This is a genomic window from Streptomyces sp. H39-C1 (genome assembly GCF_027158125.1).
GTDB classification, from domain to species: domain Bacteria; phylum Actinomycetota; class Actinomycetes; order Streptomycetales; family Streptomycetaceae; genus Actinacidiphila; species Actinacidiphila fildesensis.
The window spans coordinates 25679-51956 of the sequence record NZ_JAPVLS010000010.1 but is presented as its reverse complement, the minus strand read 5'-3'; the positions used below and the strand labels follow the sequence as shown (position 1 = coordinate 51956).

Sequence of the window (26278 nt, the reverse complement as noted above, 5' to 3'; positions counted from 1 at the left end):
GGCTCTGGGAATGCTGCGTGAACGCTAGTGGTCCTGCATGCCTGCGACAAGAGATTGGTTAGGAAAGTTTCCTATTGCCATGGGAAGAAGAGCCGTTCAGCCGCCGGTACGGCCGTCCCGGCCGGGCCCCGCGGACCAGCGGTAGCTGAGCTCCGGCCGCCCCACCTGCCCGTACTGCGGGCTGCGCACCGCGCGCCCGGTGTCCACCAGATGTTCCAGATAGCGCCGGGCGGTGATCCGCGAGACACCGACGGCCGCGGCCGCCGCGTTCGCCGAGATCCCGCTCACCGCCTCGCGCAGCGCTGCCGTGACCGCCTCCAGCGTCGGGGCGCTGAGCCCCTTCGGCAGCACCGGTGACTCCGGGCTGCGCAGCGACGCCAGCGCCCGGTCCACCTCGTCCTGCCCCGAGGCCTCGCCCCCGGCCAGCTCACGGCGGAACCGGGCCCACCGGTCGAGGCGGTCGCGCAGGGTGGGGAACGTGAACGGCTTGAGCAGGTACTGCACGACGCCGGCGGACACCGCCTGCCGCACCACCCCGAGGTCGCGGGCGGACGTCACCGCGATGACGTCGGCGGTGTGACCGGCCGCCCGCATCGCCTGGACGACCTGCAGACCGTGCCCGTCCGGCAGATGGAGGTCGAGCAGCACCAGGTCCACCGGGTGCTGGCGGAAGAAGCGGAGCGCGTCCCCGCCGGAGTGCACCGTGCCGACGACCGTGAAGCCGGCCACCCGCTCGACATACAGCCCGTGCGCCGCGGCGGCGATCGGATCGTCCTCGACCACCAGGACCCGGCTGGTGCCGGGGCTGTGCACGGTCTTCTGTCCGGTGTGCGCGATGTCGCTCATGTCCGTGCCTCCCGCTGCAGCGGCATGCGGACGGTGAACACCGCACCGCCCCGGTCGTCCTGCCCCAACTCGACCGTGCCGCCGCCGCGCCGTGCGGCCTGCTCGACCAGGGCCAGGCCGAGCCCGCGCCCCTCGCTCTTCGTCGTCCAGCCGCGCTGGAACACCTCGCGCAGCACCTGGGGGTCCACACCGCGCCCGGTGTCGGTGACCTTCAGCAGCAATTCGTTCCCTTCGGTCCGCGCGGTGACCGCGACCTTCGGCCGGCCGGTGCCCTCGACAGCGGCGTCCAGGGCATTGTCGACAAGATTGCCCAGGATTGTCACGAGGTCGCGCGCCGCGAATCCGTCGGGCAGGACGCCGTCGTCGATCCGGCTGTCCTCGGTGACGGTCAGCTCGACCCCGCGCTCGTTGGCCTCGGCCGCCTTGCCCAGCAGCAGCGCGGCGAGCACCGGTTCACCGACGGCGCCGACGACCTGGTCGGTGAGGGCCTGCGCCAGCTCCAGTTCAGCGGTGGCGAAGTCCACCGCCTCGTCCGCGCGGCCCAGTTCGATCAGCGAGACCACGGTGTGCAGCCGGTTGGAGGCCTCGTGCGCCTGGGAGCGCAGCGCCTCGGCGAAGCCCCGCACCGAGTCCAGCTCGCCGGTCAGCACCTGCAGATCGGTGTGGTCCCGCAGGGTGACGACGGTGCCCCGGCGCTCCCCGCCGAGCACCGGTGAGGTGTTGACGACCACGACCCGCTCGGCGGTGAGATGCACCTCGTCGACGCGGGGCTCGGCCGCGAGCAGCGCGCCGGTGAGCGACGCGGGCAGCCCGAGGCCGTCCACGTAGCCGCCGACGACCTCGCCGGTGAGACCGAGCAGTTCGCGGGCCGCGTCGTTGCAGAGCAGCACCCGGCGGTCGGCGCCGAGCAGGATCAGCCCCTCGCGCACCGCGTGCAGGGTCGCCTGGTGGTAGTCGTACATCCGGCTCAGTTCGGTGGCGGCCATGCCGTGCGTGTGGCGGCGCAGCCGGGCGTTGGCGAGGTACGTGCCGAGGCCGCCGATCGCGAGCGCGGCGGCCGCGACGGCGATCAGTACGGTCAGCTGGCCGCGCACCTCGTGGCTGATCGCGTCCACCTTGATGCCGACGCTGACCAGCGCGATGACCCGGCCGCCGGGCCCGTCGCGCACCGGTGCCACGACCCGCACCGACGGGCCGAGCGTGCCGGTGTACGTCTCGGTGAAGGTCTCGCCGCGCAGGGCCCGCGCGGTGTGGCCGAGGAACGGCTCGCCGATCCGCTGCGGGTCGGGGTGGGTCCAGCGGATGCCGTCAGGCGCCATGATCGTCACGAAGTCCACGCCGGCGTCGGCGACCACCCGCTGCGCGTACGGCTGGAGCACCGTGCTCGGATCGGTGCCGGGCGCCGCGAGGGCGGCCTGCCGGACGGTGGGGGAGTCGGCGATCGACGCGGCCGCCGCCCGCACCCGGCCGTCCGCCCCGTCCTCGGCCCGGCTGTGCGCCTGGACGTAGGCCAGCACCGCGCACCCCGCGACGACGACGGCCACGATCACCACCTGCATGGCGAACAGCTGGCCGGCGAGGCTGCGGGGACGCGAGGGAGCGCGCCGGATCATCGGCATGCCCCACAGTCTGCACGCCCTACCGAGAACTCAATGAACGCAAACGTGACCCCGGTCACGCGGCCGCGCATAGTCACCGAAGTTACCGAGACCTCGGGAGGCAGACGTGACGACGCAGAGCCGCGACGTGACCACGCAGAGCCGCAAGAAGGACCGTACGCACTATCTGTATCTGGCAGTGATCGCGGCGGTCGTCGCCGGGATCGTGCTGGGACTGGCCGCACCCGGTGTGGCCAAGGAGTTCAAGCCGCTGGGCACCGGCTTCGTGAACCTGATCAAGATGATGATCTCGCCGATCATCTTCTGCACGATCGTGCTCGGCATCGGATCGGTGCGCAAGGCCGCCAAGGTCGGCGCCGTGGGCGGGCTCGCGCTCGGCTACTTCATGGTGATGTCGACGGTGGCGCTCGCCATCGGCCTGGTGGTCGGCAATGTGCTGCACCCGGGCAGCAGCCTGCACCTGACCACGGCGGCGAAGGCGGCCGGGCACAAGCAGGCGGCCGGCAGCGAGGGGACCGTCGACTTCCTGCTCGGCATCATCCCCAAGACGATGGTGTCGTCCTTCACCGAGGGCCAGGTGCTGCAGACGCTGCTGGTCGCGCTCCTGGTCGGCTTCGCCGTTCAGGCGCTCGGAAAGGCCGGGGAGCCGGTGCTGCGGGGCGTCGGGCATATCCAGCGGCTCGTCTTCCGGGTGCTGTCGATGATCATGTGGGCGGCGCCGGTGGGCGCGTTCGGCGCCATGGCGGCGGTGGTCGGCGAGACCGGCACGGGCGCGCTGAAGTCGCTGGCCGTGATCATGATCGGCTTCTATGTCACCTGCGCGATCTTCGTGGTCGTGATCCTCGGCACCCTGCTGCGGCTGGTCGCCGGTGTGAACCTCTTCCACCTGCTGAAGTACCTCGGCCGCGAGTTCCTGCTGATCCTGTCGACCTCGTCGTCCGAATCGGCCCTGCCGCGGCTGATCGCCAAGATGGAGCACCTGGGCGTCAGCCGCCCGGTGGTCGGTATCACCGTGCCGACCGGCTACTCGTTCAACCTCGACGGCACCGCCATCTATCTGACGATGTCCTCGCTGTTCATCGCCGAGGCGATGGGCGACCCGCTGTCGGTCGGCCAGCAGATCTCCCTGCTGCTCTTCATGATCATCGCCTCGAAGGGCGCGGCCGGTGTCACCGGCGCCGGCATCGCCACCCTGGCGGGCGGCCTGCAGTCGCACCAGCCCGCCCTGGTCGACGGGGTCGGCCTCATCATCGGCATCGACCGCTTCATGAGCGAGGCCCGCGCCCTGACCAACTTCGCGGGCAACGCCGTCGCGACGGTCCTCGTCGGCACCTGGACCAAGGAGTTCGACAAGGACCGCGCCGTCCGGGTCTTCGCCGGGGAACTGCCCTTCGACGAGTCCACCCTGGTGGACGACCACGCCGAGGCGGCCCCGAAGGTCGACACAGCGGAGACGGCCGACACGATGCCGGCCCCCAGGGACCACGAAACCGTGAAGGCCGGTTAGCGGTTCGCGCAGGGCGGTCAGGGGTTCTGCAGGCCGGCCCAGAAGCGTTCGCTGACGGTGTCCAGGAAGGCCCGGCCGCCCGCGCCGCCCGACGCGGGTACGTCGTTGCCCCAGTTGAGGGTCGCGACCATCACGGACTGGTACTCCGAGTGCATGCCGCGCAGCACCGGTTCGATCCGGTGCCGGGGCAGCGGCACCAGGGCCGTGACGGGTTTGACGTACGCCTGCCAGCGGGTCGCCACGGCTTCCCGCAGCAGTGCGTCCAGCCGCTTGTCGCCGCCGGTGACCGTCAGGAGTTCCGGCAGCGACAGGCCGAGCACGTCGGCCAGTGCCGCGGTCTGCCGCTCGTTGCCGGTCCAGCGGCCCTGGACCTCCATGCGTTCGTAGTCGGAGATCGGCATGCCGACCGCCCGCGCCAGGTCGGAAGGGGCGATACCGCGGGCCCAGCGGTGTTCCAGCAGGGTGGTCGGCGTGCTCATGAGATCGGACGGGTCGCACCACAGGGCGCCGGCCAGAGCGGGCAGCTCGGAGGCGCGCGGCACGAGTTCACCGCGCTCCCAGGCGGCGATGGTCTCGGGCCGTACGGGGGTGCCGTAGGAGGTCCACATGGCATGGGCGATGTGGGAGTGGTTCATCCCGAGCTGGGCACGCAGCCGTCTGATCGCCGATGCGTCGAACGGCAGCCGGGGCGGATCAGAAGAGGGTCGGTGCACGGGGTCAGCGTAGGGGTGCCGGTGCCGCGTCCCCATGGTGCGGACCACCGAACCGGGGCGCGTGAATACGCCACCGGTTCGGAGGAACGTACGAGTGCGGAGGTCAGGCCGGTCGCAGCCAGACCGTGGCCAGCGGCGGGAGGGTGAGCAGGAGGCTCTGCTCCTGCCCGTGCCAGGACGTCGGTTCGGCCTTGAGCGGGTGCCCGGTGCTGCCGGTGGCGGTGCCGCTGCCGCCGTAGCGCGCGTCGTCGGTGTTCAGCACCTCCTGCCAGGCCCGGTCGGGAACACCGATCCGGTAGTTCTCGCGGACCACCGGTGAGAAGTTGCTGACGCACACCAGCGGTTCGCCGTCCGCGTCGTAGCGGAGGAACGAGAAGGTGTTGTCCTCGGCCGCGCCGCCGTCGATCCAGGCGAAGCCGCCCGGGTCGGTGTCGCGCTGCCAGAGGGCCGGCGTCGCGTTGTAGGTGCGGTTCAGCTCCCGGACCAGATCGCGGACCCCGCGGTGGTCGGCGGCCGCCGCGTACGTCTCGTCCAGCAGCCACCAGTCGGGCCCGTGGTCGTGCGACCACTCCGCGCCCTGCGCGAACTCCTGCCCCATGAAGAGCAGCTGCTTGCCCGGATGCGCCCACATGAAGCCGAGGTACGCGCGGTGGGTGGCGCGCTGCTGCCACCAGTCGCCGGGCATCTTCGAGACCAGCGAGCGCTTGCCGTGCACGACCTCGTCGTGGGAGATCGGCAGCACGTAGTTCTCGGAGTAGGCGTAGACCATCGAGAACGTCATCTCGTGGTGGTGGTACTTGCGGTGCACCGGCTCCTTCGCCACGTACTCCAGCGAGTCGTGCATCCAGCCCATGTTCCACTTCAGCCCGAAGCCGAGCCCGCCGGAGTCGGTGGAGCGGGTGACGCCGTCCCAGGCGGTGGACTCCTCGGCGATCGTCACGACCCCCGGGCAGCGCCGGTAGACGGTCGCGTTCATCTCCTGCAGGAACGCCACCGCGTCCAGGTTCTCCCGGCCGCCGTGCTGGTTGGGCGTCCATTCGCCGTGCTCACGCGAGTAGTCCAGGTAGAGCATCGAGGCCACCGCGTCGACCCGCAGGCCGTCGATGTGGAACTCCTCGCACCAGTAGACGGCGTTGGCCACCATGAAGTTCCGGACCTCGGTGCGGCCGAGGTCGAACTCCAGGGTGCCCCAGTCCGGGTGCTCGGCGCGGTTCGGGTCGCCGTGCTCGTAGAGCGGGACGCCGTCGAAGTTGGCCAGCGCCCAGTCGTCCTTCGGGAAGTGCGCGGGCACCCAGTCCATGATCACGCCGAGCCCCGCCCGGTGCAGCGCGTCGACGAGGAACTTGAAGTCGTCGGGGGAGCCCAGCCGCGAGGTCGGCGCGTAGTACGACGTCACCTGGTAGCCCCAGGAGCCGCCGAACGGGTGCTCGGCCACCGGCATCAGCTCGACATGGGTGAACCCCAGGTCGGCGACGTACGTGGGCAGCTGCTCCGCCAGCTCGCGGTAGGTCAGACCCGGCCGCCAGGACGTCAGATGCACCTCGTAGACCGAGAACGGCGCCTGGTGGACGGGGACCGCGGCGCGCCGGGCCATCCAGTCGGCGTCGTTCCAGGTGTGGTGCGAGGAGGTGACGATCGACGCCGTCGCGGGCGGCAGTTCGGTGCTGCGGGCCATCGGGTCGGCCTTCAACGTGCGGCCGCCGTCCGGGCGGGTGATGTCGAACTTGTACGCCGTCCCGTCGCCGACCCCCGGCACGAACAGCTCCCACACGCCGGTGGAGCCGAGCGAGCGCATCGGGAAGCCGGTGCCGTCCCAGAAGTTGAAGCCGCCCGCGACCCGCACCCCGCGGGCGTTGGGCGCCCAGACGGCGAACCGGGTGCCGGTGACGCCCTGGTGGGTCATCGGCCGGGCGCCGAGCGCCTCCCACAGCTGCTCGTGGCGGCCCTCACCGATCAGGTGCAGGTCCAGCTCGCCGAGCGAGGGCAGGAACCGGTACGGGTCCTGCACGGGGTGCTCGCCGTCCGCGTACCGCACCAGCAGTTCGTACTCGGGGATCTCCCGCAGCGGCAGCACCCCGGCGAACAGCCCGTCGCCCTCGTCCAGCAGTTCCGCGCGCAGTCCCTTCGCGGTGACCGCCACTCCCAGCGCGTACGGCCGCAGCACCCGGAACAGCACGCCGCCGGTCACCGGATGGGCACCGAGCAGCCCGTGCGGGTCGTGGTGCGCACCGTCCAGCAGCCTGCCACGGTCCGCGTCGTCCAGCGGTTCCGCGGGCCGGACGCCGCGGACCGCGACCCGCGCCGGAGCGGCGTCCTGGGTCGGGGTGGCGGGCGGCGAGACCGGCCTGGCCGGCACGACAGGGGCGGCGGGCGCGGCGGGAGCCGCGGGAGCCGCGGCCGGGGGGCCGGGCCGGGGGGTGGTGATGGAGCCCGGGTCCCGGGTCTCGCCCCGGGACGGCGGAACGGCCTCCGTCGTCTGCCGGGGAGCGCTCCCCGAGGCGGGCGGGCGGGTCACCCCGGACTCGTATCCCCGTGCGGCGGCCTCCGACACCGCCGGAGCCGGAGCCGGGGCAGGAGCAGGAGCAGGCGCCGGAGTCACTGCGGGTGTGGGCGCGGGCGCCGGCGCGGCGGGCGTCACGGGAGCCGGCGGCCGGCCGAGCGGCTCGCCCGGCGCCTTCTCCGCCGGGGATACGGCGGTGGTGGGCACGGCGGCGGGCGCGCCCGGCGTGAGGGGAGACGGCTGGCGCTCGGTCACGGTGTGATCCTCCTCGGAGGGGGGTTGGATGCGAGGCGGTCGATGGCTGACATCGGAATGGGGAGCCAGGCGGGGCGGTGCCGGGCCTCGTACAGGACTTCGTAGACGGCCTTGTCGGTCTCGTAGGCGCGTATCAGTACGGGCTGGTCGCGCGGATCGGTGCCCGACGTCGCGGCGTAGCCGGTGCAGAACGCGTCCCGGTGCCGTTCCGCCCACGCGCCGGCGGTCGGTGCGGCCGGATCGCGGTGCCGGGCGGCGTAGTCGAAGGAGCGCAGCATCCCCGCGACGTCCTGTACCGGTGGCGCCGGCAGCCGGCGCTCCGACAGCGGACGCGAGGGCTCGCCCTCGAAGTCGATCAGCAGCCAGTCGTGGTCCGCGGTGCGCAGCGCCTGGCCGAGATGCAGATCGCCGTGGATGCGCTGGGCGGCCACCCGCGCTCCGGTGCCGCCGAGTTCCGACAGGTCGTGGAAGGCCGCCCTCAGCCGGGTGCGGTACGGGCGCAGCTCCGGGACCTCGGCCGCGGCGGTGTCCAGCCGCTGCGCCATGGTCGCCGCGATCAGCTGGATCCTGCGGCGGTCCAGCGAACCGGTGGGCAGCGCGCGGGCCAGCGCGGCATGGACCTCGGCGGTGGCGGCGCCCAGGGCGCGGGCGTCGGCGGTGAACTCCGTACCGTCGTCCATCGCCCGCAGGGCCAGCTCCCAGCCGTCGGCCGACCCGGGCAGATAGCGCTGCAGCACGCCGAGCGTCGCGGGTTCCGCGCCGATGCCGTCCGGGGTGCCGGCCGGCTCCGGCAGTTCCAGCGCCTCGAACCAGGCGGCCGGCGCCGCGACCCGCCGGGAGCCGTCGCGGGCCAGGGCGAGGGAGAGTTCGAGGTCCGGGTTGGCGCCGGGGGAGACCCGGCGGAACACCTTGAGGATGTACTCGTCGCCGTAGATGACCGAGGTGTTCGACTGCTCGGCGGTGGACAGCCGCGGAGCCAGCCCGGCCGGGACGGTGGCCGACGGCTCGGTGAGGAAGCGCAGCCGACCGGTGCGGCCGGGGGCGCGGAGACGTTCCAGCAGCACCGCGGTGAGCCGCGGGTCGTACAGCCCCTCGTAGATCGTCAGACCGTCGAGTGGCCCGCCGGTGGCCTGGCCGACGGCGGCGGGCGCGAGCGAGGGCGGGAGCAGCGTGCGGGTGCCGAGCAGCAGTTGGTAGCAGTCGGCGCGGCGGCCGGCCTGCTCCACGTCGAGCAGCAGATGGAGCAGGCCCGGGGTGCCCAGGCGGCCGCCCAGGGGCAGCAGTTCGGTCGCCGACACCAGGTCGAAGCCGGTGATCGGCCGGCCCTTGCCGGCGAACCAGCGCTGCTGCGGTAGCCATTCCAGCAGCAGTGGGCTGAGCGAGTGCAGCAGCCCGGGGGCTGTGGCCGGTGAACGGCCGGTGGTAGGAGAGGTGCGGGTCCAGGAGCTGTCCGACATGACGTCCTTTCCCCGGGGAATCGCGCACCCTGCCCGGAAGCGTGCGGCGGGGAGTGCGCGTAAGCCTCCCGGATGACGGGCGGTGGCTGTCCGGCGACACGGGGAGCCTGCCCCGGCCGGGTGACAGGAAACCGCCGTACGGGCCCGCCCGGAGGGTGTTCCGGGCGGGCCCGCCGGTCGGGGGCCGGCGGCCTGGGGGTAACTCCCAGCGGTAGCTGGGGGAGCTACACGGGGTCGCGGCGCAGCCGGAACCAGTAGAAGCCGTGACCGGCGAGGGTCAGCAGATAGGGCAGTTCGCCGATGGCGGGGAACCGCACCCCGCCGATGAGCTCGACCGGGTGCCGGCCGCTGAACGTCCGCAGATCCAGCTCGGTGGGCTGGGGGAAGCGGGAGAAGTTGTGGACACACAGGACGAGGTCGTCGCCGTATTCCCGCAGGAACGCCAGTACAGCGGGGTTGCTGGAGGGCAGTTCCGTGTAGGAGCCGAGGCCGAAGGCCGGGTTCTGCTTGCGGATCTCGATCATGCGCCGGGTCCAGTGCAGCAATGAGGACGGGCTGCTCATCGCCGCTTCGACGTTGGTGACCTGGTAGCCGTAGACCGGATCCATGATGGTCGGCAGATAGAGCCGGCCGGGGTCGCACGAGGAGAAGCCCGCGTTGCGGTCGGGCGTCCACTGCATCGGGGTGCGGACCGCGTCCCGGTCGCCGAGCCAGATGTTGTCGCCCATGCCGATCTCGTCGCCGTAGTACAGGATCGGCGAGCCGGGCAGCGACAGCAGCAGTGCCGTGAACAGTTCGATCTGGTTGCGGTCGTTGTCCAGCAGCGGGGCGAGCCGGCGGCGGATGCCGATGTTGGCCCGCATCCGCGGGTCCTTGGCGTACTCCGCGTACATGTAGTCGCGCTCTTCGTCGGTGACCATTTCGAGGGTCAGCTCGTCATGGTTGCGCAGGAAGATGCCCCACTGGCAGGTCTGCGGGATGGCCGGGGTCTTGGCCAGGATTTCCGAGACGGGGTAGCGCGATTCGCGGCGCACGGCCATGAAGATGCGCGGCATCACCGGGAAGTGGAACGCCATGTGGCACTCGTCGCCGCCGCGCTGGAAGTCGCCGAAGTAGTCGACGACGTCCTCCGGCCACTGGTTGGCCTCGGCGAGCAGCACGGTGTCCGGGTAGTGCAGGTCGATCTCGGCGCGGACCCGCTTCAGGAACTGGTGGGTCTGCGGCAGGTTCTCGCAGTTGGTGCCCTCCTGTTGGTAGAGGTAGGGCACCGCGTCGAGCCGGAAGCCGTCGATCCCCAGATCGAGCCAGAACCGCAGCGCGGCCAGGATCTCCTCCTGGACCTGCGGGTTCTCGTAGTTGAGATCCGGCTGGTGGGAGAAGAACCGGTGCCAGTAGTACTGCTTGCGCACCGGGTCGAAGGTCCAGTTGGACGTCTCGGTGTCGACGAAGATGATCCGCGCGTCCTGGAACTCCTTGTCGTCGTCCGCCCAGGTGTAGTAGTCGCCGTACGGGCCGTCCGGGTCGGAACGGGACTGCTGGAACCAGTCGTGCTGGTCACTCGTGTGGTTCATGACGAAGTCGATGATCACGCGCATGCCGCGCTGGTGCGCCGCGTCCACGAACTCCACGAAGTCGGCGAGGTCGCCGAATTCCGGGAGCACGGCGGTGTAGTCGGAGACGTCGTAGCCCCCGTCGCGCAGTGGCGAGGCGAAGAAGGGCGGCAGCCACAGGCAGTCCACCCCGAGCCATTGCAGGTAGTCGAGCTTGGCGGTGATGCCCTTCAGGTCACCGACACCATCGCCGTTGCTGTCCTGGAAGGACCGCACGAGGACTTCGTAGAACACCGCCCGTTTGAACCAGTCGGGATCTCGGTCCTTTGCCGGTGTGTCCTCGAAGGTGTCGGGAACGGGTTCGTTGACGATCAACTGAGTGACCCTCCGATCGAAGGAGACGGTCGCAGATGAACGATGTGCGCGGGCGTACGGCCCGGTTCGAGGCGCACATAGTTTTCCCTGCCCCAGTGGTAGGTCTCGCCGGTGAGCTCGTCGCGCACCGGGACGGACTCGTGCCAGGTCAGGCCGAGCTCCGGCATGTTCAACGAGACGGTGGCCTCCTGGGTGTGGTGGGCGTCGAGGTTGACGACCACCAGTACGACGTCCTCGCCGCTGCGCTTGGAGTACGCGAGCACCGCGTCGTTGTCCGTGGGGTGGAAAGCCAGCTCACGCAGCTGCTGCAGGGCCGGATGGCGGCGCCGCAGCCGGTTGAGCCGTGTGATGAACGGGGCCAGCGAGCGTCCTTCCGCCTCGGCCGCGGCCCAGTCGCGGGGACGCAGCTCGTACTTCTCCGAGTGCAGGTATTCCTCGCCGCCGTGTCGTACGGCGTCGCCCTCGTACAGCTCGAAGCCCGCGTAGACCCCCCAGGTGGGTGACATCGTCGCGGCCAGCACGGCGCGCACCTCGAACGCGGGGCGGCCACCGTGCTGAAGGTACGCGTGCAGGATGTCCGGCGTGTTGACAAAGAAATTCGGCCGCATGTAACTGGCCGCGTCCCCGGACAGCTCCGTCAGGTAGTCGGTCAGCTCCTCCTTGGCGGTGCGCCAGGTGAAGTACGTGTACGACTGCTGGAAGCCGATCTTCGCCAGGGTGTGCATCATCGCCGGCCGGGTGAACGCCTCGGCCAGGAAGATCACGTCGGGATCGGTGCGGTTGATGTCGGCGATGACCTTCTCCCAGAAGACCACCGGCTTGGTGTGCGGGTTGTCGACCCGGAAGATCCGTACGCCGTGCTCCATCCAGTACCGCAGGACGCGCAGCGTCTCGCGCACGATGCCGGGCATGTCGGCGTCGAAGGCGATGGGGTAGATGTCCTGGTACTTCTTCGGCGGGTTCTCGGCGTAGGCGATGCTGCCGTCGGGCCGGTGGGCGAACCAGTCCGGATGCTTGTCGACCCAGGGGTGGTCGGGGGAGCACTGCAGGGCGAAGTCGAGGGCGATCTCCAGCCGCAGCTCGCGGGCCTGCTCCACGAAGAAGTCGAAGTCCTCGATGGTGCCCAGATCGGGGTGGATCGCGTCGTGCCCGCCCTCCGGCGAGCCGATCGCCCAGGGGCAGCCGACATCGTCCGGGCCCGCGACGAGGCTGTTGTCCGGGCCCTTGCGGAAGGCCGTGCCGATCGGATGGATCGGCGGCAGGTACAGGACGTCGAAGCCCATCGCGGCGACGGCCGGCAGCCGTTCGGCCGCGGTGCGGAAGGTGCCGGACCGCGGCGGGCTGCCCTCCTTGACGACCGCGCCCTCGGAGCGCGGGAACAGCTCGTACCAGGAGCCGAACAGCGCCCGCCGGCGCTCGACCTGCAGCGGCATCGGACGGGAGGCGGTGACCAGCTCCCGCAGCGGGAACCGGTCGAGGACGGCGGTGACCGCGGGGGCCACGGCCGCGGCGTGCCGTTCCGCCGCGGTCCTGTTCTCGTCGAGCAGTACGTCGACGGCGGCGAGTACGGCGGCCCGGCCGTCGTTCTTGGGCACCCCGGCGGCGGCCAGCTCGTGCAGCCGGGCGCCCTCGGCGAGGACCAGGGCGGTGTCGATCCCGGCCGGGATCTTGATGCCGGCGACATGCCGCCAGGTGGTGACCGGATCGCTCCAGGCCTCCACGGTGTACGTCCAGCGGCCTTCCGCCGGCGGGGTGACGTCCGCGCCCCACCGGTCGGTGCCGGGGGCCAGCTCCCGCATGGGGGTCCAGGGTCCCGAGCGGCCGTTGGGGTCGCGCAGCATGACATTGGCGGCGACCGCGTCATGGCCTTCGCGGAAGACCGTGGCGGTGACCTGGAAGGTCTCGCCGGCGACCGCTTTGGCCGGCCGGCGGCCGCAGTCCACGAGCGGGCGGACGTCGAGGACGGGGATGCGACCGATCATTGCCTCACCTGGGAGCGCTGGGGAGTGGACAGGAGGGGGATGCTCCGGAGGCTGCTTGCGCCGGCGGGCGGCGGCGCGGCGGGCGGCTTCCTTGCGTGCTCCCGCTCTTTGTATCTGCTCCTGTGGACGTGTTCTCGCGTGCATGGCCGCTCCTGTCCGCGTTCACTCGGTTGGAGGGTCGGGCGAATGGCGGAGTCATGAGGGGGATGAAGTGACTCCGCATTGCCGGGAGCCTTCCCATTGGATGGCAGTCAAAAGCTCCCGGGAAGGGGTACCGGTGCGTACTTTGCGGGGAGTTGGAGAAGCCGTCCGGCCCCGCAGGACGGGAGGGGCCGGACGGCTGGTCGGTGAATATGCCGGAGGACGGTCAGAGCGGGCGGCTGGACCAGGTCTGCCAGGGCTGCGCGGCCACCCAGCCGGCGATGGAGGTGAGCTTGATCCCCAGCGCCTGCTCGGCCTCCCGGGGGTCGCCGTCCATCAACCGCTCGTCCGTGCCCTCCGCCATGTAGTGGTAGATCCCGGCGACGCCGGCGGCCGCGTTCGGGCCGATGGCCTTGGCCAGCGCGGCCTCGAAGGCGGCGGGCGGCAGGGCCTGGTACGCGACGGGCCGGCCGAGGCCCTCGGCGAACGCGGCGGCGAGTTCGTTCCCGTCGACGGCCTGTCCGCCGCCGATGTCCAGGACCCGGCCGTCGAGGCCGTCGTTGAAGAGCGCGGCGGCCACCGCGACCGCCAGGTCGTCGTGCGAGATCCAGGCGATCCGCCGGTCGGCCGGCAGCGGGTACGCGAGCACGCCCTCGTCGACCAGGGCCGGCCCGTTCCAGGGACTGAACAGATTGTCGAGGTACACCGGTGGCCGCAGCACGACCAGCGGCACACCGCAGTCCGCCAGCACCGCCTCGGCGATCCGGCGGGTCTCGAACGCGGCCACTCCGGCGGTGTCCGAGGGCACGCGGGTGTTCGCGTTGTACACGATCCGGGTCACCCCGGATTCGAGCGCGGCCTCCGCGATGTGCATCGCATACGTCTCAATACGTAGGGGGTCGTACTCCAACGGCATGGTCACTACTGCGTGTGTGGCGCCCTTGAACGCCCACATCACGTCGTCCCGGCTACCGAGGTCACCGGCCACGAACGAGACCCCCGCGATGTCCGGGCGCGCTACGGCCGGCCGCCGCGTCAGGCTGCGGACCCGGTGCCCGCGTCCGGCGAGCAGCCGGGCCACGGCGCCCCCCTGGAAGCCGGTCGCTCCCACGACCAAGCAACGCTGGTGAATCTCCTCCGACATCGGTGTGTCGCCCTTCGCTAGAATGAATCAGCGATTCCGCCTCACCTCAGGCTGGTCGGGGCGCACAGGGGCGGCAATAAGCAAACCGGGACGGGGATTAAGGGTTCGTCCATGGAATCTGGCGGGAACGACCTCCTCAGCGAACTGCTCAGGCCACTGCGCCTGACCGGCGTGTTCGACAGCCTCTGGACGGTGCGGGCGCCCTGGGCGATCGAGGGGGACTCCGAGCAGAGCTGCGCGATCCTGCACTACATGGTCGAGGGCGACTGCTGGATCAGCGCGGGCGACTGCCCGCCGATCCAGCTCCACCAGGGGGACTTGGCGGTCTTCCCCACCGGGACCGCGCACCGCCTCTCCGATCTGCCCGGCCGGCAGGGCGTCCCGCTCAGGGCGGTGCTCCCGGAGCGCGAACCCGGCACGTCAGGAGTGCTCGTCGTGGAGGGCACCGGCGAGCGGAGCCGCATCCTGTGCGCCGGACTGCACTACGACGCGACGGCCGCGACCTCGCTGTACCGGGCGCTGCCGTGGTCGCTGGTGCTGGACCGGACGCAGGTAGACAAGGAACCGCTGCTGCGCGACACCCTCGCCTCGCTCGCCGCCGCCGAGCGGCGCGGCGAGCCGGGATCGCAACTGGTCACCCTGCGGGCGTTCGAGATGGCCTTCGTGCTGGCGCTGCGCCCGCTGCTGCGCGAGCTCTCCGACAACCCGGCCGTGCTGCCCGCGCTGCGTCACCCGGGCATCAGCAGGGCGCTCATCATCGTCTCCACCCGCTTCTCGGAACCGTGGACGATCGAGGCGCTGGCCCGCGAGGTCGGCATGTCACGGTCGGCCTTCACCGCCACCTTCCGGGAGCTGGTGGGCGAGGCGCCGGCCCGGCATCTGACCGGGCGTCGGATGCAGGAGGCCGCCCGGCTGCTCACCGAGACGGCGGTTCCGCAGGCGGCCGTGCCGCCCCGCGTCGGCTACCAGAGCGCGGTCGGGTTCCATCTGGCGTTCCGCAAGTGGTTCGGGACAACGCCTGGTGAATACCGCGGCAACTGGCCGGTTCATAAACGGGACCGGCAGGACGTTCATTGATTAGCACACGTGTATGAGGCAGTCTCTTCAACGGCGCGTCGAAGATCGTTGAGGAGACACGGTGACCAGGTCCGGCCAGGAGTACAAGGATTCGCTGCGAGACGGACGCGAGATATGGATCGACGGGGAGCGGGTCAAGGACATCACCCGCCACCCGGCCTTCCGCAACACCGTCGACTCCATCGCGGGACTGTACGACCTCTCCCACGACTCCGCGCACTCCGCCGTACTCACTGAAGGCGGCGTCCACCGGGCCTTCCTGATACCCCGTTCGTACGAGGACCTGGTCGCCCGCCGAAAGGCGCACAAGGTGTGGGCAGAGGCGAGTTTCGGCTATCTCGGCCGCACTCCCGACTACATGGCGGCCGGGATCGCGGGCTTCGCGGCGGCGCCGGGGCTGTTCACCACGGACACCTTCGACGGCGCTCCGAACGTCGCGGCATACCACCGGCGGATGTCGGAGGGCGATCTCTATCCGACGTTCACCATCACCAATCCGCAGATCGACCGGACGAAGTCCGCGGCCGAGCAGGAGCGCGACGACCTCGTCGTCCGGGTGGTGGCGGAGCGCGACGGCGGCATCGTCGTCCGCGGCGCCAAGATGATCGGCACCGCGGCGGTCTTCGGCAACGAGGTCCTCGTCGGCACCATCGAGCCGCTGGCCCCGCAGGACGTCGAGCACGCGCTGTGCTTCTCGATACCGGTCGACACCCCCGGCCTGAAGTTCATCTCCCGCACCTCGTACGAGGCCCAGGCCCGCAGCGTCTTCGACAACCCGCTCTCCTCGCGCTTCGACGAGAACGATGCCCTGCTGGTCTGCGAGGACGTCTTCGTCCCGTGGGAGAACGTGCTCGCGTACCGCAACGTCGACGTCTGCTTCGGGCAGTGGTGGCAGACCCCCGCGTACGTGAACTTCGTCCACCAGGCCGCCACCCGCTTCTGGACCAAGCTGGAGTTCCTCACCGGCGTCGCGATCCTGCTCGCCAAGGCCAACAACACCTACCAGCTGCCGCCGGTGCAGACCCAGATCGGCCGGCTGATGGGCTGGGTGGCGCAGGCCAGGTCGATGGTGCTGGCCGCCGAGGCCGGGTACGAGCAGGTCGACGGCGGACGCGGCGGCGTGATGCCCGACAAGGAGATCTCCTACGCCCACCGGATCATGGCCGGTGACCTCTACCCCAGGGCGATCAGCGAGATCAAGCTGCTGGCCGGTGGCGGCGTCATCCAGCTCCCCGCCTCCGCGCAGGACCTGCTGCACCCGGAGATCGGCCCCGTCATCGCGAAGTACATCCGCTCGCCGGGAAACCCGGCGCAGGACCGCGTCAAGCTGCTCAAGCTCGCCTGGGACGCGCTCGGCACGGAGTTCGCCGGACGGCACGAGCAGTACGAGCGCTTCTACCACGGCGCCCCGCACGTCTATCTGCTGCAGCAGGCGTGGGAGGGCGACACCGGTGCCTGCGAGAGCCTGGCCCGGACCTGCCTCGACGGGTACGAACTGCAGCCGCTGCCCCGGGCCTGAGGCGATGGTGCATCGACGCGGCCTCGCGCTCGCCCTGCTGGCCTCGACCCAGCTCCTGCTGATCCTCGACACCGCGATCATCAACGTGGCGCTGCCCTCCATCGGCGCCGACCTCGGCACCGACGCCGCCGGCTTGTCCTGGGTCGCCAACGCGTACCTGATCACCTTCGGCGGCTTCCTGCTGCTGGCCGGCCGGGTCGCCGACCTCGTCGGCCACCGCCGGCTCTTCACGGCCGGACTGGCGCTGCTGTCCGCCGCCTCACTCGGCGGCGCCTTCGCCGGCGACAGCCGGCTGCTCGTCGCCGCCCGCGCCCTGCAAGGGGTCGGGGCGGCCTGCGCGGCCGCCGCGGCCTTCGCGCTGGTCCTGCTGCTCTTCGCCGAGGGACCCGAACGGCACCGCGCCCTGGGCGTGTTCGCGGCGCTCGGGGGGCTGGGCGGCGCGCTGGGCACGGTGCTGGGCGGCGTCCTCACCTCCGGCCTCGGCTGGCGCTCCACGTTCGTCCTGAACGTTCTGGTGGGTGCGGCGCTCATCGCCCTGACACCGGCCGCGCTGGCCCCCGTCCTGGCCCGCCGTGAGCGGACCGCGGCGGCGCCCGGCGCCCTCCGGGACTTCGACCTCGGCGGCGCCCTCACCGCCACCGGCGGCCTCAGCCTGATCGCGTACGCGCTGGTCGACGCGGGTAGCGCGGGCTGGACCGACAGCGGCACCCTCCTCGCCGGAGCGGCCGGACTGGCCCTGCTGACGGCGTTCGCGGTCGTCGAGACCCGCGCCGCCCGTCCGCTGGTTCCGCCCGGTGTGCTCGGCCGGCCGGCGCTGCGGCTGGCCAACATCCTCAGCGCGCTGGCACAGATGGCGCTGTTCCCGATGTTCTTCCTCGTGAGCCTGTATCTGCAGAACGTCCTGGACTACGCACCGGTCACCGGCGGACTCGGACTGCTGCCGCTGTCGATCGTCGTCGTGCTGACCGCGCCGCAGACCGGACGGCTGGTCTCCCGCTTCGGACTGCGCCCGGTGATGACCTCCGGCTTCGCGCTGGTGGCCGCCGCCATGGTGTGGCTCGCGCTGTCGCTGTCGCCGGACGGATCCTTCGCCACGACGGTCCTCGCCCCCAGCCTGCTGATCGGGATCGGGCTGCCGCTGGTCATGGTGACCACCAACGTCGCCGCGACCGCGCAGGCCGGACCCGGCGAGACCGGACTGGTGTCCGGACTGATCAACACCAGCCAGCAGTTCGGCTCCGTCCTCGGCCTCGCGGTACTCGTCGCGGTGGCCGCGGCGCACACCCGGACCGCGGGACCCGGAGCGGCCGCCGAAGCCGCCGGCTTCCGCACCGCGCTGCTCGCCGGCGCCGCCTTCGCCGCGGCCGCCACCCTCCTGACGCTGCTGCTGCGCAGCCCGTCGCGGGAGAAGGCCGACCCCACACCCAGCACACACACATCCCTGTGACCCTCGGAATGACGGTGCCCCACATGTCTGTGCTCCACGTGCTCCAAGGGCAAGAGCCCTATTACCGGATCGAGGAGATACGCGGTGTCGACCCGCTGGGAGCGGACGAGGCCTGCGAGAAGCTCCGCGTCATGAACGCGGACGGCGATGTGTCCGGCATGGTCACCGCGCTGCGCGAACTCCTTCCGGCCACCGACGTCCTGGACGACTTCTCCACCGTCGAGAACCTCGCGGCGATGCGGGACCTGGGCATCTTCCTCGGCTCCGTCAAGCGGCACGGCACCGAGCCGCTCGACGCCGTACCGGAGGCGCTGCCGGTGCTGCGCGCGCTGGGCCGCCGTACCGGCATGGTGCCGCGGGACACCGTCCACCACTACACGGCCTGGAACCCGGTCGGCGCCCGCCAGCGCATGTACACCGGGGACCCCATGGAGGCCTGCCTCCAGGACGCCGTCCGGATGGTCTTCCCCAGCCTGTGCGCCTCGCTGGACGCCTGCTCGGAACTGGCCACCCTCGAACCCCACGACAGCCGCTTCTCGTCCTGCCTCGACCGGCTCGCCGGACTCGTCCAGGCCATGGTCGACTCGATCGACTTCACCATCGCCAACGTCTCACCGGTGTTCTTCGCCCGGGTCCTGCGCCCCTACTTCGAGGAGATCACCCTCGACGGCCGCGAATACCTCGGCCCGGCGGCGGCCCAGGTCCCGCTCTGGCTGGTCGATCTGACCCTCTGGCAGTCCGACCGCAGCACCGGGCGGTACGAGTCCTTCCTCACCGAGTCGGTGCCCTACAGCCTCCCGGCCTGGCGTACCTTCCACGCGCGGTACCAGGGCAGCCCCTCCGCGGTGGGCAAGCTCTCCTTCGCGATCAGCTGGGAGGAGGCGGACCGGCTGCCGCCCACCCTGCGGGCGAGCGCCGTCGCGCTGGCGCGGGTGCTGCGCATCCTGAAGACCTTCCGGGCCCGGCACATCCGTATCGCCCGTGAGGCGTACAGCGACGAGGTGCGGCTGTACGACTACGGGAGCGGCGGCGCACCGGTCGAACTGCTGCGCTCCGTACTCGACCTGACCCGCGAGAACGAGACGCTGGTCCGGCGCTCCACCGAAGGGGAACGATGAACCGCATCGTCATCGCGGGAGGCGGCATCGCCGGCCTCACCGCGGCACTCAGCCTGCACGCCGTCGGCCGCACCGACGTGATGGTCGTCGAGGCCGCCCCGGAGATCCAGCCGGTCGGCGCGGGACTCAACATCATGCCCAACGCGGTCCGTGAACTGGCGGCCCTGGGGCTGTACGAGGAACTGGCCGCCGTGTCGGTACCCACCAGCGAGCTGCGCTACTACCACAGCAGCGGCAGCCTCGTCTGGCAGGAGCCGCGCGGCACCGGCGCCGGGTACCGCTGGCCGCAGCTGTCGATCCACCGCGGTCAGCTGCAGAACGTGCTGTCCCGCGCGGTCCGGGAACGGCTCGGCCGCGCGGCGGTCGTCTCCGGCGCCCGGGTGGACGACTTCACCGAGCTGCCCGGCGCCCAGCTGCGCGTCGCCATCAGGGACCGGGCCAGCGGCGCCACCACCGACATCGGCGCGGAGATCCTGATCGGCGCGGACGGCATCCGCTCGGCGGTCCGCTCCGCCATGTACCCCGGCGAGGGCGAACCGCCGTGGAACGGCATGCTGGTCTGGCGCGGGGTGTCCTGGATGCCGGCCGACCGCGTCGGCACCTTCATGTTCATCGCGGGGAACAACCGGCAGAAGGCCGTCGTGTACCCGATGACGATTCCGGCCGCGCCCGGCGAGAAGGTGCTCGTCAACTGGGCGCTGGCGATGCCGGCGGAGCAGGACGGCGCCCCGGACCGCAGCGACTGGAACCGCCCGGTGCCCACCGCCAAGTTCCGCCACCACTACGAGGGCTGGGTCTTCGACGGGGTCGATGTCGGCGAGGTCGTCGATGCCGCCGAGGCCGCCTTCGAGTACCCGATGGTGGACCGTGAGCCGCTGGTGCGCTGGACCTTCGGCGGGGCGACGCTGATCGGCGACGCCGCCCACGCGATGTACCCGATCGGCTCGAACGGCGCCACCCAGTCGATCATCGACGGCCGCGCCCTGGCGCACGCGATGGCCGCCCACGAGGACCCCGCGCGGGCCCTGCTGGCCTACGAGGCGGAGCGCCGGCCGCCCATGACCGAACTGCAGCGCTCCAACCGCCGGCTGGGCCCGGAGGTGGTCATCAACATGGCCCACGAACGGGCCCCCGACGGCTTCACGGACATCCACGACGTGATCCCGCGCACCGAACTGGAGACGATCGCCAGGAGCTACGCCGTGGCCGGCGCGTTCGACCCGGCCACGGTGAACCAGGGTTCCCCCTACGACGTCGGAGCTGTCCGCGCCGTCCAAGCCGTCCGGGCGGTGCGCTGAGCGGGTCGCGGGCGGGACGGGCGGCTCAGTCGAAGGAGAGCGAGCCCGTCCGCGTCCGCTTGAGCTCGAAGAAGTCCGGGTAGCCGGCCAGCGACCGGACGCCGTCGAAGACGCGGGCCGCCTCCTCGCCCCGGGGGATCGAGTTCAGCACCGGGCCGAAGAAGGCGACGCCGTCGACATGGATCGTCGGTGTGCCGACGTCGTCACCGACCGGGTCCATGCCCTCGTGGTGGCTCTTGCGCAGCGCTTCGTCGTACCGGGGATCGGTGGCCGCGGCGGCCACCTCGGCGGGCAGCCCCACCTCGGCCAGCGCCTCCTTGACGACGGTGTCGAAGTCCTCGCGGTTGCCGCCGTTGTGTATCCGGGTGCCCATGGCCGTGTACAGGTCCCGGAGCACACCCTCGCCGTGCTGCTCTGCGGCGGCGATCGCGACCCGCACCGGGCCGAGCGAGCGGTCCACCAGATCCCGGTACCACTCGGGCAGCTCGCGGCCCTCGTTCAGGACGAACAGGCTCATCACGCGGAAGCGCAGCTCGATGTCCCGCCGCTGCTCGACCTCGAGGATCCAGCGGGAGGTGATCCAGGCGAAAGGACAGGCGGGATCGAAGTAGAAGTCGACTTTCGCGGGCTGGACTTGGGAGGTAGGAGAGGTCATGCGGCGATGCTAACCGGCACCTCTGACAGCCCGCCGGGCCCTGCGCCGCCCGGTGCCCACCCCGCGCCGCCCCGCGCGGTGACGCGCCGCCCGAATGCCCCGGCGCACGTCCGTTCGGGCGTTTGAACGACCGGATCGTGGATAGCGGACGGATCGCGGGGCGGGACCCGGCTACCGTCGTAGCGTGAAGGCAATCCGTCGTTTCACCGTGCGAACTGTCCTGCCGGAACCGCTGCGTCCGCTCGGCGAACTGGCACAGAATCTGCGCTGGTCCTGGCACCCGGAGTCCCGGGAGCTGTTCCAGACCGTCGACGAGGAGGGCTGGCGGGCCGCTGCCGGAGACCCGGTACGGCTGCTCGGCGCCGTCTCCAGGGAACGGCTCGAGGCCCTCGCCCAGGACCGCAGATTCCTGCGCCGTCTCTCCTCCGCCTCCGAGGACCTGACCGACTACCTCACCAATCCGCGCTGGTACCAGGGGCAGTCCTCCGAACTGCCCGCCGCCATCGCCTACTTCTCGCCCGAGTTCGGGATCACCGCGGCCCTGCCCCAGTACTCGGGCGGCCTCGGCATCCTGGCCGGGGACCACCTCAAGGCCGCCAGCGACCTCGGTGTGCCGCTGATCGGCGTCGGACTGCTCTACCGGCACGGCTACTTCCGCCAGAGCCTGTCCCGCGAGGGCTGGCAGCAGGAGCACTACCCGGTCCTCGACCCCAATGAGCTGCCGCTGAGCCTGCTGCGCGAGCAGGACGGCACCCCCGCCCACGTCGTCCTCGCCCTGCCCGGCGGCCGGTCGCTGACCGCCCACATCTGGAAGGCCCAGGTGGGCCGCGTTCCGCTGCTGCTCCTCGACTCCGACGTCGAGGAGAACCACCGCACCGAACGCGATGTCACCGACCGCCTGTACGGCGGCGGCAGCGAGCACCGGCTGCTGCAGGAGATGCTGCTGGGCATCGGCGGGGTGCGCGCCGTGCGTGCGTACTGCCGGCTCACCGCGCACCCGGCCCCCGAGGTCTTCCACACCAACGAGGGCCACGCCGGATTCCTCGGCCTGGAGCGCATCCGCGAACTCGGCGGGGAAGGGCTCGCCTTCGACGCGGCCGTGGAGGCGGTACGGGCCGGCACGGTCTTCACCACCCACACGCCCGTCCCCGCCGGGATCGACCGCTTCGACCGCGAGCTGGTCGGGCAGCACCTCGGCGACGGCGGCGAACTGCCCGGTGTCGACATCCAGCGGGTGCTGGAGCTGGGCATGGAGACGTACTCCGGTGGTGACGCGAACGTCTTCAACATGGCGGTGATGGGGCTGCGGCTGGCCCAGCGCGCCAACGGCGTCTCCACCCTGCACGGCGCCGTCAGCCGGCAGATGTTCGCCGGGCTGTGGCCCGGGTTCGACGCCGACGAGGTGCCGATCGCCTCCATCACCAACGGGGTGCACGCCCCCACCTGGGTGGCCCCCGAGGTCTTCCGGCTCGGCGCCCGCCAGATCGGCGCGCAGCGCGCCGAGGACGCCCTGATGATCGGCGAGACCCAGCGCTGGGAACCCGTCGCCGAGATCCCGGACCCGGCCGTGTGGGAACTGCGCCGGGTGCTGCGCGAGCAGCTGGTGGAGGACGTACGGCGCCGGGTGCGTGCCTCCTGGCGGCAGCGCGGCGCCGGCCAGGCCGAGCTGGGCTGGGTCGACGGCGTCCTGGACCCCGACGTCCTGACCATCGGCTTCGCCCGCCGGGTCCCGTCCTACAAGCGGCTCACCCTGATGCTCCGCGACCAGGACCGGCTGATGGACCTGCTGCTGCACCCCGAGCGGCCGGTCCAGATCGTCGTCGCGGGCAAGGCCCACCCGGCGGACGACGGCGGCAAGCGGCTCGTCCAGGAACTGGTGCGCTTCGCCGACGACCCGCGGGTCCGCCACCGCATCGTCTTCCTGCCCGACTACGACATGGGCATGGCCCAGCACCTCTACCCGGGCTGCGACGTCTGGCTCAACAACCCGCTGCGCCCGCTGGAGGCGTGCGGCACGTCAGGGATGAAGGCCGCCCTCAACGGCTGTCTCAACCTGTCCGTGCTCGACGGGTGGTGGGACGAGTGGTTCGACGGCAACAACGGCTGGGCCATTCCGACCGCGGATGGCTTCGCGGACGACGATCCCGACCGCCGGGACGACGTCGAGGCGGCGGCGCTCTACGACCTCGTCGAGAACCAGGTCGCCCCGCGCTTCTACGACCATGACGCGAACGGCCTGCCCGCCCGCTGGATCGAGATGGTCCGGCACACCCTGGTGACCCTGGGACCCAAGGTGCTCGCGGGACGTATGGTGCGCGACTACGTCGGGCAGCTCTACGCCCCGGCCGCCCTCGCGCACCGGGCCATCGCCGGCGACGCCGCCCGGGAACTCGCGGCCTGGAAGGCCCGGGTCCGCGGCGACTGGCACCGGGTCACCGTCGACCATGTGGAGACCGGCTCCGTGGGCGGATCCCCCGAGCTGGGCTCCACCCTGACCCTGCGGGTCCAGGTGACCCTCGGCGACCTCGACACCAGCGACGTCGACGTCCAGGTGCTGTCCGGGCGGGTGGACGACGCCGACCGGATCTCCGACCCGGCGATCGTCTCCCTCAAGCCGTCCTCCCAGCCCGACATCGAGGGGCGCCGGCTGTACGAGGGTCCGCTCACCCTCGACCGGCCCGGGCCCTTCGGCTACACCGTCCGTGTCCTGCCCACCCACCCGCTGCTCGCCGCCCCCGCGGAGCTCGGCCTCATCGCCACTCCCGCCGAATCCGAGGGTATGACGACGGGCATACTCCGCTGACCCGGCACGCATGACAACGCGACGGCCGGTACCAGGGACTCCCTGGTACCGGCCGTCGCGTTCGTCAGTGGTGCCGCTGTGCGGTCAGGCCGCGCGGCGGCCGCCGCCCGCGCCGTCCTCACGACGGGCACGACGGCCCACGGCGCCACCGCGGCCGGCGGCCGTGCGGCTGCCGGCGGCGGGGCGGCCGGGGGTGCCGCCGCGGCCGTTGACCCCGGCCCGGCCGGAGCCCGCCGCTGCGCCCTCGGCGTCGGTACGGGGGCGTCCGCCACGGCCACCACGGGTGCTGCCCGCGCTGCGCGGCGTGCCCGTCGGAGCGGCGGTGGTGCCCGCGCCGGCAGTGGCCGCGCCGGCGGGGCGACGGCCACGGCCGCGCGTCCCGGAGACCTTGTTCGTCTTCGGCCTGGCGGCTTCCTGGGCGGCGGCGTGCACCGGGTCGTGAATGGTGACGGCACTGCCGGACGGCTTGCGGGCACCGGTGACGCGCACCAGCTCGGGGTCGCCGGGGCGGACCCGCGCGGTGTGCGGCTTGATACCGGCCAGCGCCATCAGGCGGGCGTTCTCCCGGCGCTGCGCGGGCAGCACCAGGGTGATGACGGTGCCGGACTCGCCGGCCCGCGCGGTACGGCCGCCACGGTGCAGGTAGTCCTTGTGGTCGCCGGGCGGGTCCACGTTCACGACCATGTCGAGCCCGTCGATGTGGATACCGCGGGCGGCGACGTTGGTGGCGACCAGCGCGGTGGCCTTGCCGGTACGGAACTGGTCCAGGGCACGGTTGCGCTGCGGCTGGGACTTCCCGCCGTGCAGGGCGACGGCGGTGACGCCGGCGGCCAGCAGGTGCTTGGTGAGCCGGTCGGCGCCGCGCTTGGTGTCGACGAACATGATCACGCCACCCTCGCGGGCGGCGATCTCGGCGGTCACGGCGCGCTTGGTGTCGTCGTCCACGTGCAGCACGTGGTGCTCCATGGTCGTCACGGTCGCGGCCGACGGGTCGACCGAGTGCGTGACCGGGCTGTGCAGGAAGCGCTTGACCAGCCGGTCGACGTTCTTGTCCAGGGTGGCGGAGAAGAGCATCCGCTGGCCGTTCGGCTTCACCTGGTCGAGCAGCTTGGTGACCTGGGGCAGGAAGCCCATGTCGGCCATCTGGTCGGCCTCGTCCAGGACGGTGATCTCGACCCGGTCGAGCATGCAGGCCCGGCGGTCGATCAGGTCGGCGAGCCGGCCCGGGGTGGCGACGAGGATCTCGGCGCCGTTGCGCAGCGCGGCGATCTGGCGGGTGATGGACGCACCGCCGACCACCGTCGTCTGGCGCAGCCCGAGCACCTGGGCGTAGGGCGCGAGCGCCTCGGTGACCTGGGTCGCGAGCTCACGCGTCGGCACCAGGACGAGCGCCAGCGGGTGCTTGGCCTCGGCCCGCTGCCCGGCGGTGCGGGTCAGCATCGGGAGCCCGAAGGCGAGGGTCTTGCCGGAGCCGGTACGGCCACGGCCCAGCACATCCCGGCCGGCGAGCGCGTCGGGCATCGTCGCGGCCTGGATCGGGAACGGCTCGGTGACGCCGTTGGCGTTCAGCGCGGTGACCAGCGCGGGAGAGATGGAGAGTTCTGAGAACAACTTCACGGGGGAACCTTCCTCGTGACGGAGACGAGGGAGGACCCTCGGCGCCAGGGGCCGTCCGGCGGATCGCGGACTGCCGCTTCGACGCCTGCGGACCGGCGTCCTGCGGCGCTCATCGGAGCGCCGCACTTGTTTTGTTTGCGCTGCGCGCGAGAGGCCCGCACCGGGCGGTGCGGGCCTCTCGCTACTGGGCGCGATGAGCGCTCAGGGGTGCCTCAGAGAGGGCGGATGTTCTCGGCCTGCGGGCCCTTCTGGCCCTGCGTGACGTCGAACTCGACCTTCTGGCCCTCGAGCAGCTCACGGAAGCCCTGGGTGGCGATGTTCGAGTAGTGGGCGAAGACGTCAGCGCCGCCGCCGTCCTGCTCGATGAAGCCGAAGCCCTTTTCGGAGTTGAACCACTTCACGGTTCCGGTAGCCATGTCTGTCTCCCTAATGGGTGCAGTTAATACAGCACCCGCACTTTACGGATGCCGCGTCGCCGCGATGATCTCCCCACACCGGACATGACGCCGGTAAAACAAATGTGCGCCTGGCCGCAAGGACCGGGCGCACATGGAGTTCATGGGTACCACAACTGCAACGCAGCCCACTGTACCAGAAACGTCGCGGACGATCATCCCGAAAGCGGTCGCGCCGCATGACCTCCGTCACACAGCGC

General features: G+C 71.5%; 18 protein-coding genes. 7 read left to right on the top strand and 11 right to left on the bottom strand.

Annotated features, from left to right (window positions below; translation table 11 throughout):
* Positions 1–96 precede the first annotated feature (96 nt).
* Together O3W51_RS09115 and O3W51_RS09110 are read right to left on the bottom strand one after the other, a co-directional pair.
* Positions 97–846, bottom strand: a complete 750-nt coding sequence (locus O3W51_RS09115) for a response regulator (protein WP_164293406.1) — start codon at positions 844–846, stop codon at positions 97–99.
* Positions 843–2465, bottom strand: a complete 1623-nt coding sequence (locus tag O3W51_RS09110; RefSeq protein ID WP_232485222.1) for a sensor histidine kinase — start codon at positions 2463–2465, stop codon at positions 843–845. The genes O3W51_RS09115 and O3W51_RS09110 overlap by 4 nt, the downstream gene beginning before the upstream one ends.
* Before the next feature lie 106 nt (positions 2466–2571).
* Between O3W51_RS09110 and O3W51_RS09105 the strand changes: the two genes are divergently transcribed.
* Entirely contained in the window at positions 2572–3972 is a 1401-nt protein-coding gene (locus O3W51_RS09105; protein ID WP_381586239.1) for a cation:dicarboxylate symporter family transporter, read from the top strand.
* A 17-nt stretch (positions 3973–3989) separates the two neighbouring features.
* Here O3W51_RS09105 and O3W51_RS09100 read toward each other — a convergent pair whose 3' ends face one another.
* The 6 genes from O3W51_RS09100 to O3W51_RS09075 all read right to left on the bottom strand — a co-directional run bounded on the left by O3W51_RS09100 (position 3990) and on the right by O3W51_RS09075 (position 14089).
* Entirely contained in the window at positions 3990–4685 is a 696-nt protein-coding gene (locus O3W51_RS09100) for a helix-turn-helix domain-containing protein (protein ID WP_244809438.1), read from the bottom strand.
* Between the two features lie 103 nt (positions 4686–4788).
* Positions 4789–7440 carry a 1,4-alpha-glucan branching enzyme gene (gene glgB, locus O3W51_RS09095; protein ID WP_269285104.1) on the bottom strand — a complete coding sequence of 884 codons (2652 nt, stop codon included), beginning with the start codon at positions 7438–7440 and terminating at the stop codon, positions 4789–4791.
* On the bottom strand, positions 7437–8897 hold the full coding sequence (locus O3W51_RS09090) for a maltokinase N-terminal cap-like domain-containing protein (protein ID WP_138354877.1): 1461 nt from the start codon (positions 8895–8897) through the stop codon (positions 7437–7439). The genes glgB and O3W51_RS09090 overlap by 4 nt, the downstream gene beginning before the upstream one ends.
* Positions 8898–9121: 224 nt before the next feature.
* Positions 9122–10822 carry a maltose alpha-D-glucosyltransferase gene (gene treS, locus O3W51_RS09085; protein WP_138354878.1) on the bottom strand — a complete coding sequence of 567 codons (1701 nt, stop codon included), beginning with the start codon at positions 10820–10822 and terminating at the stop codon, positions 9122–9124.
* The gene (locus O3W51_RS09080) at positions 10819–12804 is read right to left on the bottom strand and encodes an alpha-1,4-glucan--maltose-1-phosphate maltosyltransferase (protein ID WP_269285102.1); all 1986 of its coding nucleotides are present in this window, start codon (positions 12802–12804) and stop codon (positions 10819–10821) included. Before O3W51_RS09080 ends, treS begins: the two co-directional genes overlap by 4 nt.
* Before the next feature lie 367 nt (positions 12805–13171).
* Complete coding sequence (locus tag O3W51_RS09075) at positions 13172–14089, bottom strand: SDR family oxidoreductase (RefSeq protein WP_164299399.1); 918 nt, start codon at positions 14087–14089, stop codon at positions 13172–13174.
* A 111-nt stretch (positions 14090–14200) separates the two neighbouring features.
* Here O3W51_RS09075 and O3W51_RS09070 point away from each other — a divergent pair, with 111 nt between their 5' ends.
* The 5 genes from O3W51_RS09070 to O3W51_RS09050 all read left to right on the top strand — a co-directional run bounded on the left by O3W51_RS09070 (position 14201) and on the right by O3W51_RS09050 (position 20548).
* A complete protein-coding gene (locus O3W51_RS09070; RefSeq protein WP_138354881.1) occupies positions 14201–15166 on the top strand; it encodes an AraC family transcriptional regulator in 966 nt (321 codons plus the stop codon).
* Positions 15167–15227: 61 nt separating this feature from the next.
* Positions 15228–16685 carry a 4-hydroxyphenylacetate 3-hydroxylase family protein gene (locus O3W51_RS09065; RefSeq protein WP_269285098.1) on the top strand — a complete coding sequence of 486 codons (1458 nt, stop codon included), beginning with the start codon at positions 15228–15230 and terminating at the stop codon, positions 16683–16685.
* A 4-nt stretch (positions 16686–16689) separates the two neighbouring features.
* Positions 16690–18132, top strand: a complete 1443-nt coding sequence (locus O3W51_RS09060; protein ID WP_138354883.1) for an MFS transporter — start codon at positions 16690–16692, stop codon at positions 18130–18132.
* Between the two features lie 23 nt (positions 18133–18155).
* Positions 18156–19250, top strand: coding sequence for a monodechloroaminopyrrolnitrin synthase PrnB family protein (locus O3W51_RS09055; RefSeq protein WP_187145028.1), 1095 nt, complete (start codon positions 18156–18158; stop codon positions 19248–19250).
* Complete coding sequence (locus tag O3W51_RS09050; protein ID WP_138354884.1) at positions 19247–20548, top strand: flavin-dependent oxidoreductase; 1302 nt, start codon at positions 19247–19249, stop codon at positions 20546–20548. The genes O3W51_RS09055 and O3W51_RS09050 overlap by 4 nt, the downstream gene beginning before the upstream one ends.
* A gap of 25 nt (positions 20549–20573) precedes the next feature.
* On the opposite strand, the gene O3W51_RS09045 is transcribed toward O3W51_RS09050, so the two are convergent.
* Positions 20574–21203, bottom strand: coding sequence for a mycothiol-dependent nitroreductase Rv2466c family protein (locus O3W51_RS09045; protein ID WP_138354885.1), 630 nt, complete (start codon positions 21201–21203; stop codon positions 20574–20576).
* 184 nt (positions 21204–21387) lie between these two features.
* On the opposite strand from O3W51_RS09045, the gene glgP reads away from it, so the two are divergent.
* The gene (gene glgP / locus O3W51_RS09040) at positions 21388–24006 is read left to right on the top strand and encodes an alpha-glucan family phosphorylase (RefSeq protein WP_138354886.1); all 2619 of its coding nucleotides are present in this window, start codon (positions 21388–21390) and stop codon (positions 24004–24006) included.
* An 84-nt stretch (positions 24007–24090) separates the two neighbouring features.
* Here the strand turns inward: glgP and O3W51_RS09035 are convergent, their stop codons facing one another.
* The gene (locus O3W51_RS09035) at positions 24091–25818 is read right to left on the bottom strand and encodes a DEAD/DEAH box helicase (protein WP_443048261.1); all 1728 of its coding nucleotides are present in this window, start codon (positions 25816–25818) and stop codon (positions 24091–24093) included.
* Positions 25819–25835: 17 nt separating this feature from the next.
* Positions 25836–26039, bottom strand: a complete 204-nt coding sequence (locus O3W51_RS09030; protein ID WP_138354888.1) for a cold-shock protein — start codon at positions 26037–26039, stop codon at positions 25836–25838.
* Positions 26040–26278 lie beyond the last annotated feature (239 nt).

Coding starts and splice junctions, on each gene's coding strand:
- O3W51_RS09115 (WP_164293406.1), bottom strand. CDS start 846: ATGAGCGACATCGCGCACACCGGACAGAAGACCGTGCACAGCCCCGGC.
- O3W51_RS09110 (WP_232485222.1), bottom strand. CDS start 2,465: ATGCCGATGATCCGGCGCGCTCCCTCGCGTCCCCGCAGCCTCGCCGGC.
- O3W51_RS09090 (WP_138354877.1), bottom strand. CDS start 8,897: ATGTCGGACAGCTCCTGGACCCGCACCTCTCCTACCACCGGCCGTTCA.
- O3W51_RS09080 (WP_269285102.1), bottom strand. CDS start 12,804: ATGATCGGTCGCATCCCCGTCCTCGACGTCCGCCCGCTCGTGGACTGC.
- O3W51_RS09075 (WP_164299399.1), bottom strand. CDS start 14,089: ATGTCGGAGGAGATTCACCAGCGTTGCTTGGTCGTGGGAGCGACCGGC.
- O3W51_RS09070 (WP_138354881.1), top strand. CDS start 14,201: ATGGAATCTGGCGGGAACGACCTCCTCAGCGAACTGCTCAGGCCACTG.
- O3W51_RS09060 (WP_138354883.1), top strand. CDS start 16,690: ATGGTGCATCGACGCGGCCTCGCGCTCGCCCTGCTGGCCTCGACCCAG.
- O3W51_RS09055 (WP_187145028.1), top strand. CDS start 18,156: ATGTCTGTGCTCCACGTGCTCCAAGGGCAAGAGCCCTATTACCGGATC.
- O3W51_RS09050 (WP_138354884.1), top strand. CDS start 19,247: ATGAACCGCATCGTCATCGCGGGAGGCGGCATCGCCGGCCTCACCGCG.
- O3W51_RS09045 (WP_138354885.1), bottom strand. CDS start 21,203: ATGACCTCTCCTACCTCCCAAGTCCAGCCCGCGAAAGTCGACTTCTAC.
- O3W51_RS09030 (WP_138354888.1), bottom strand. CDS start 26,039: ATGGCTACCGGAACCGTGAAGTGGTTCAACTCCGAAAAGGGCTTCGGC.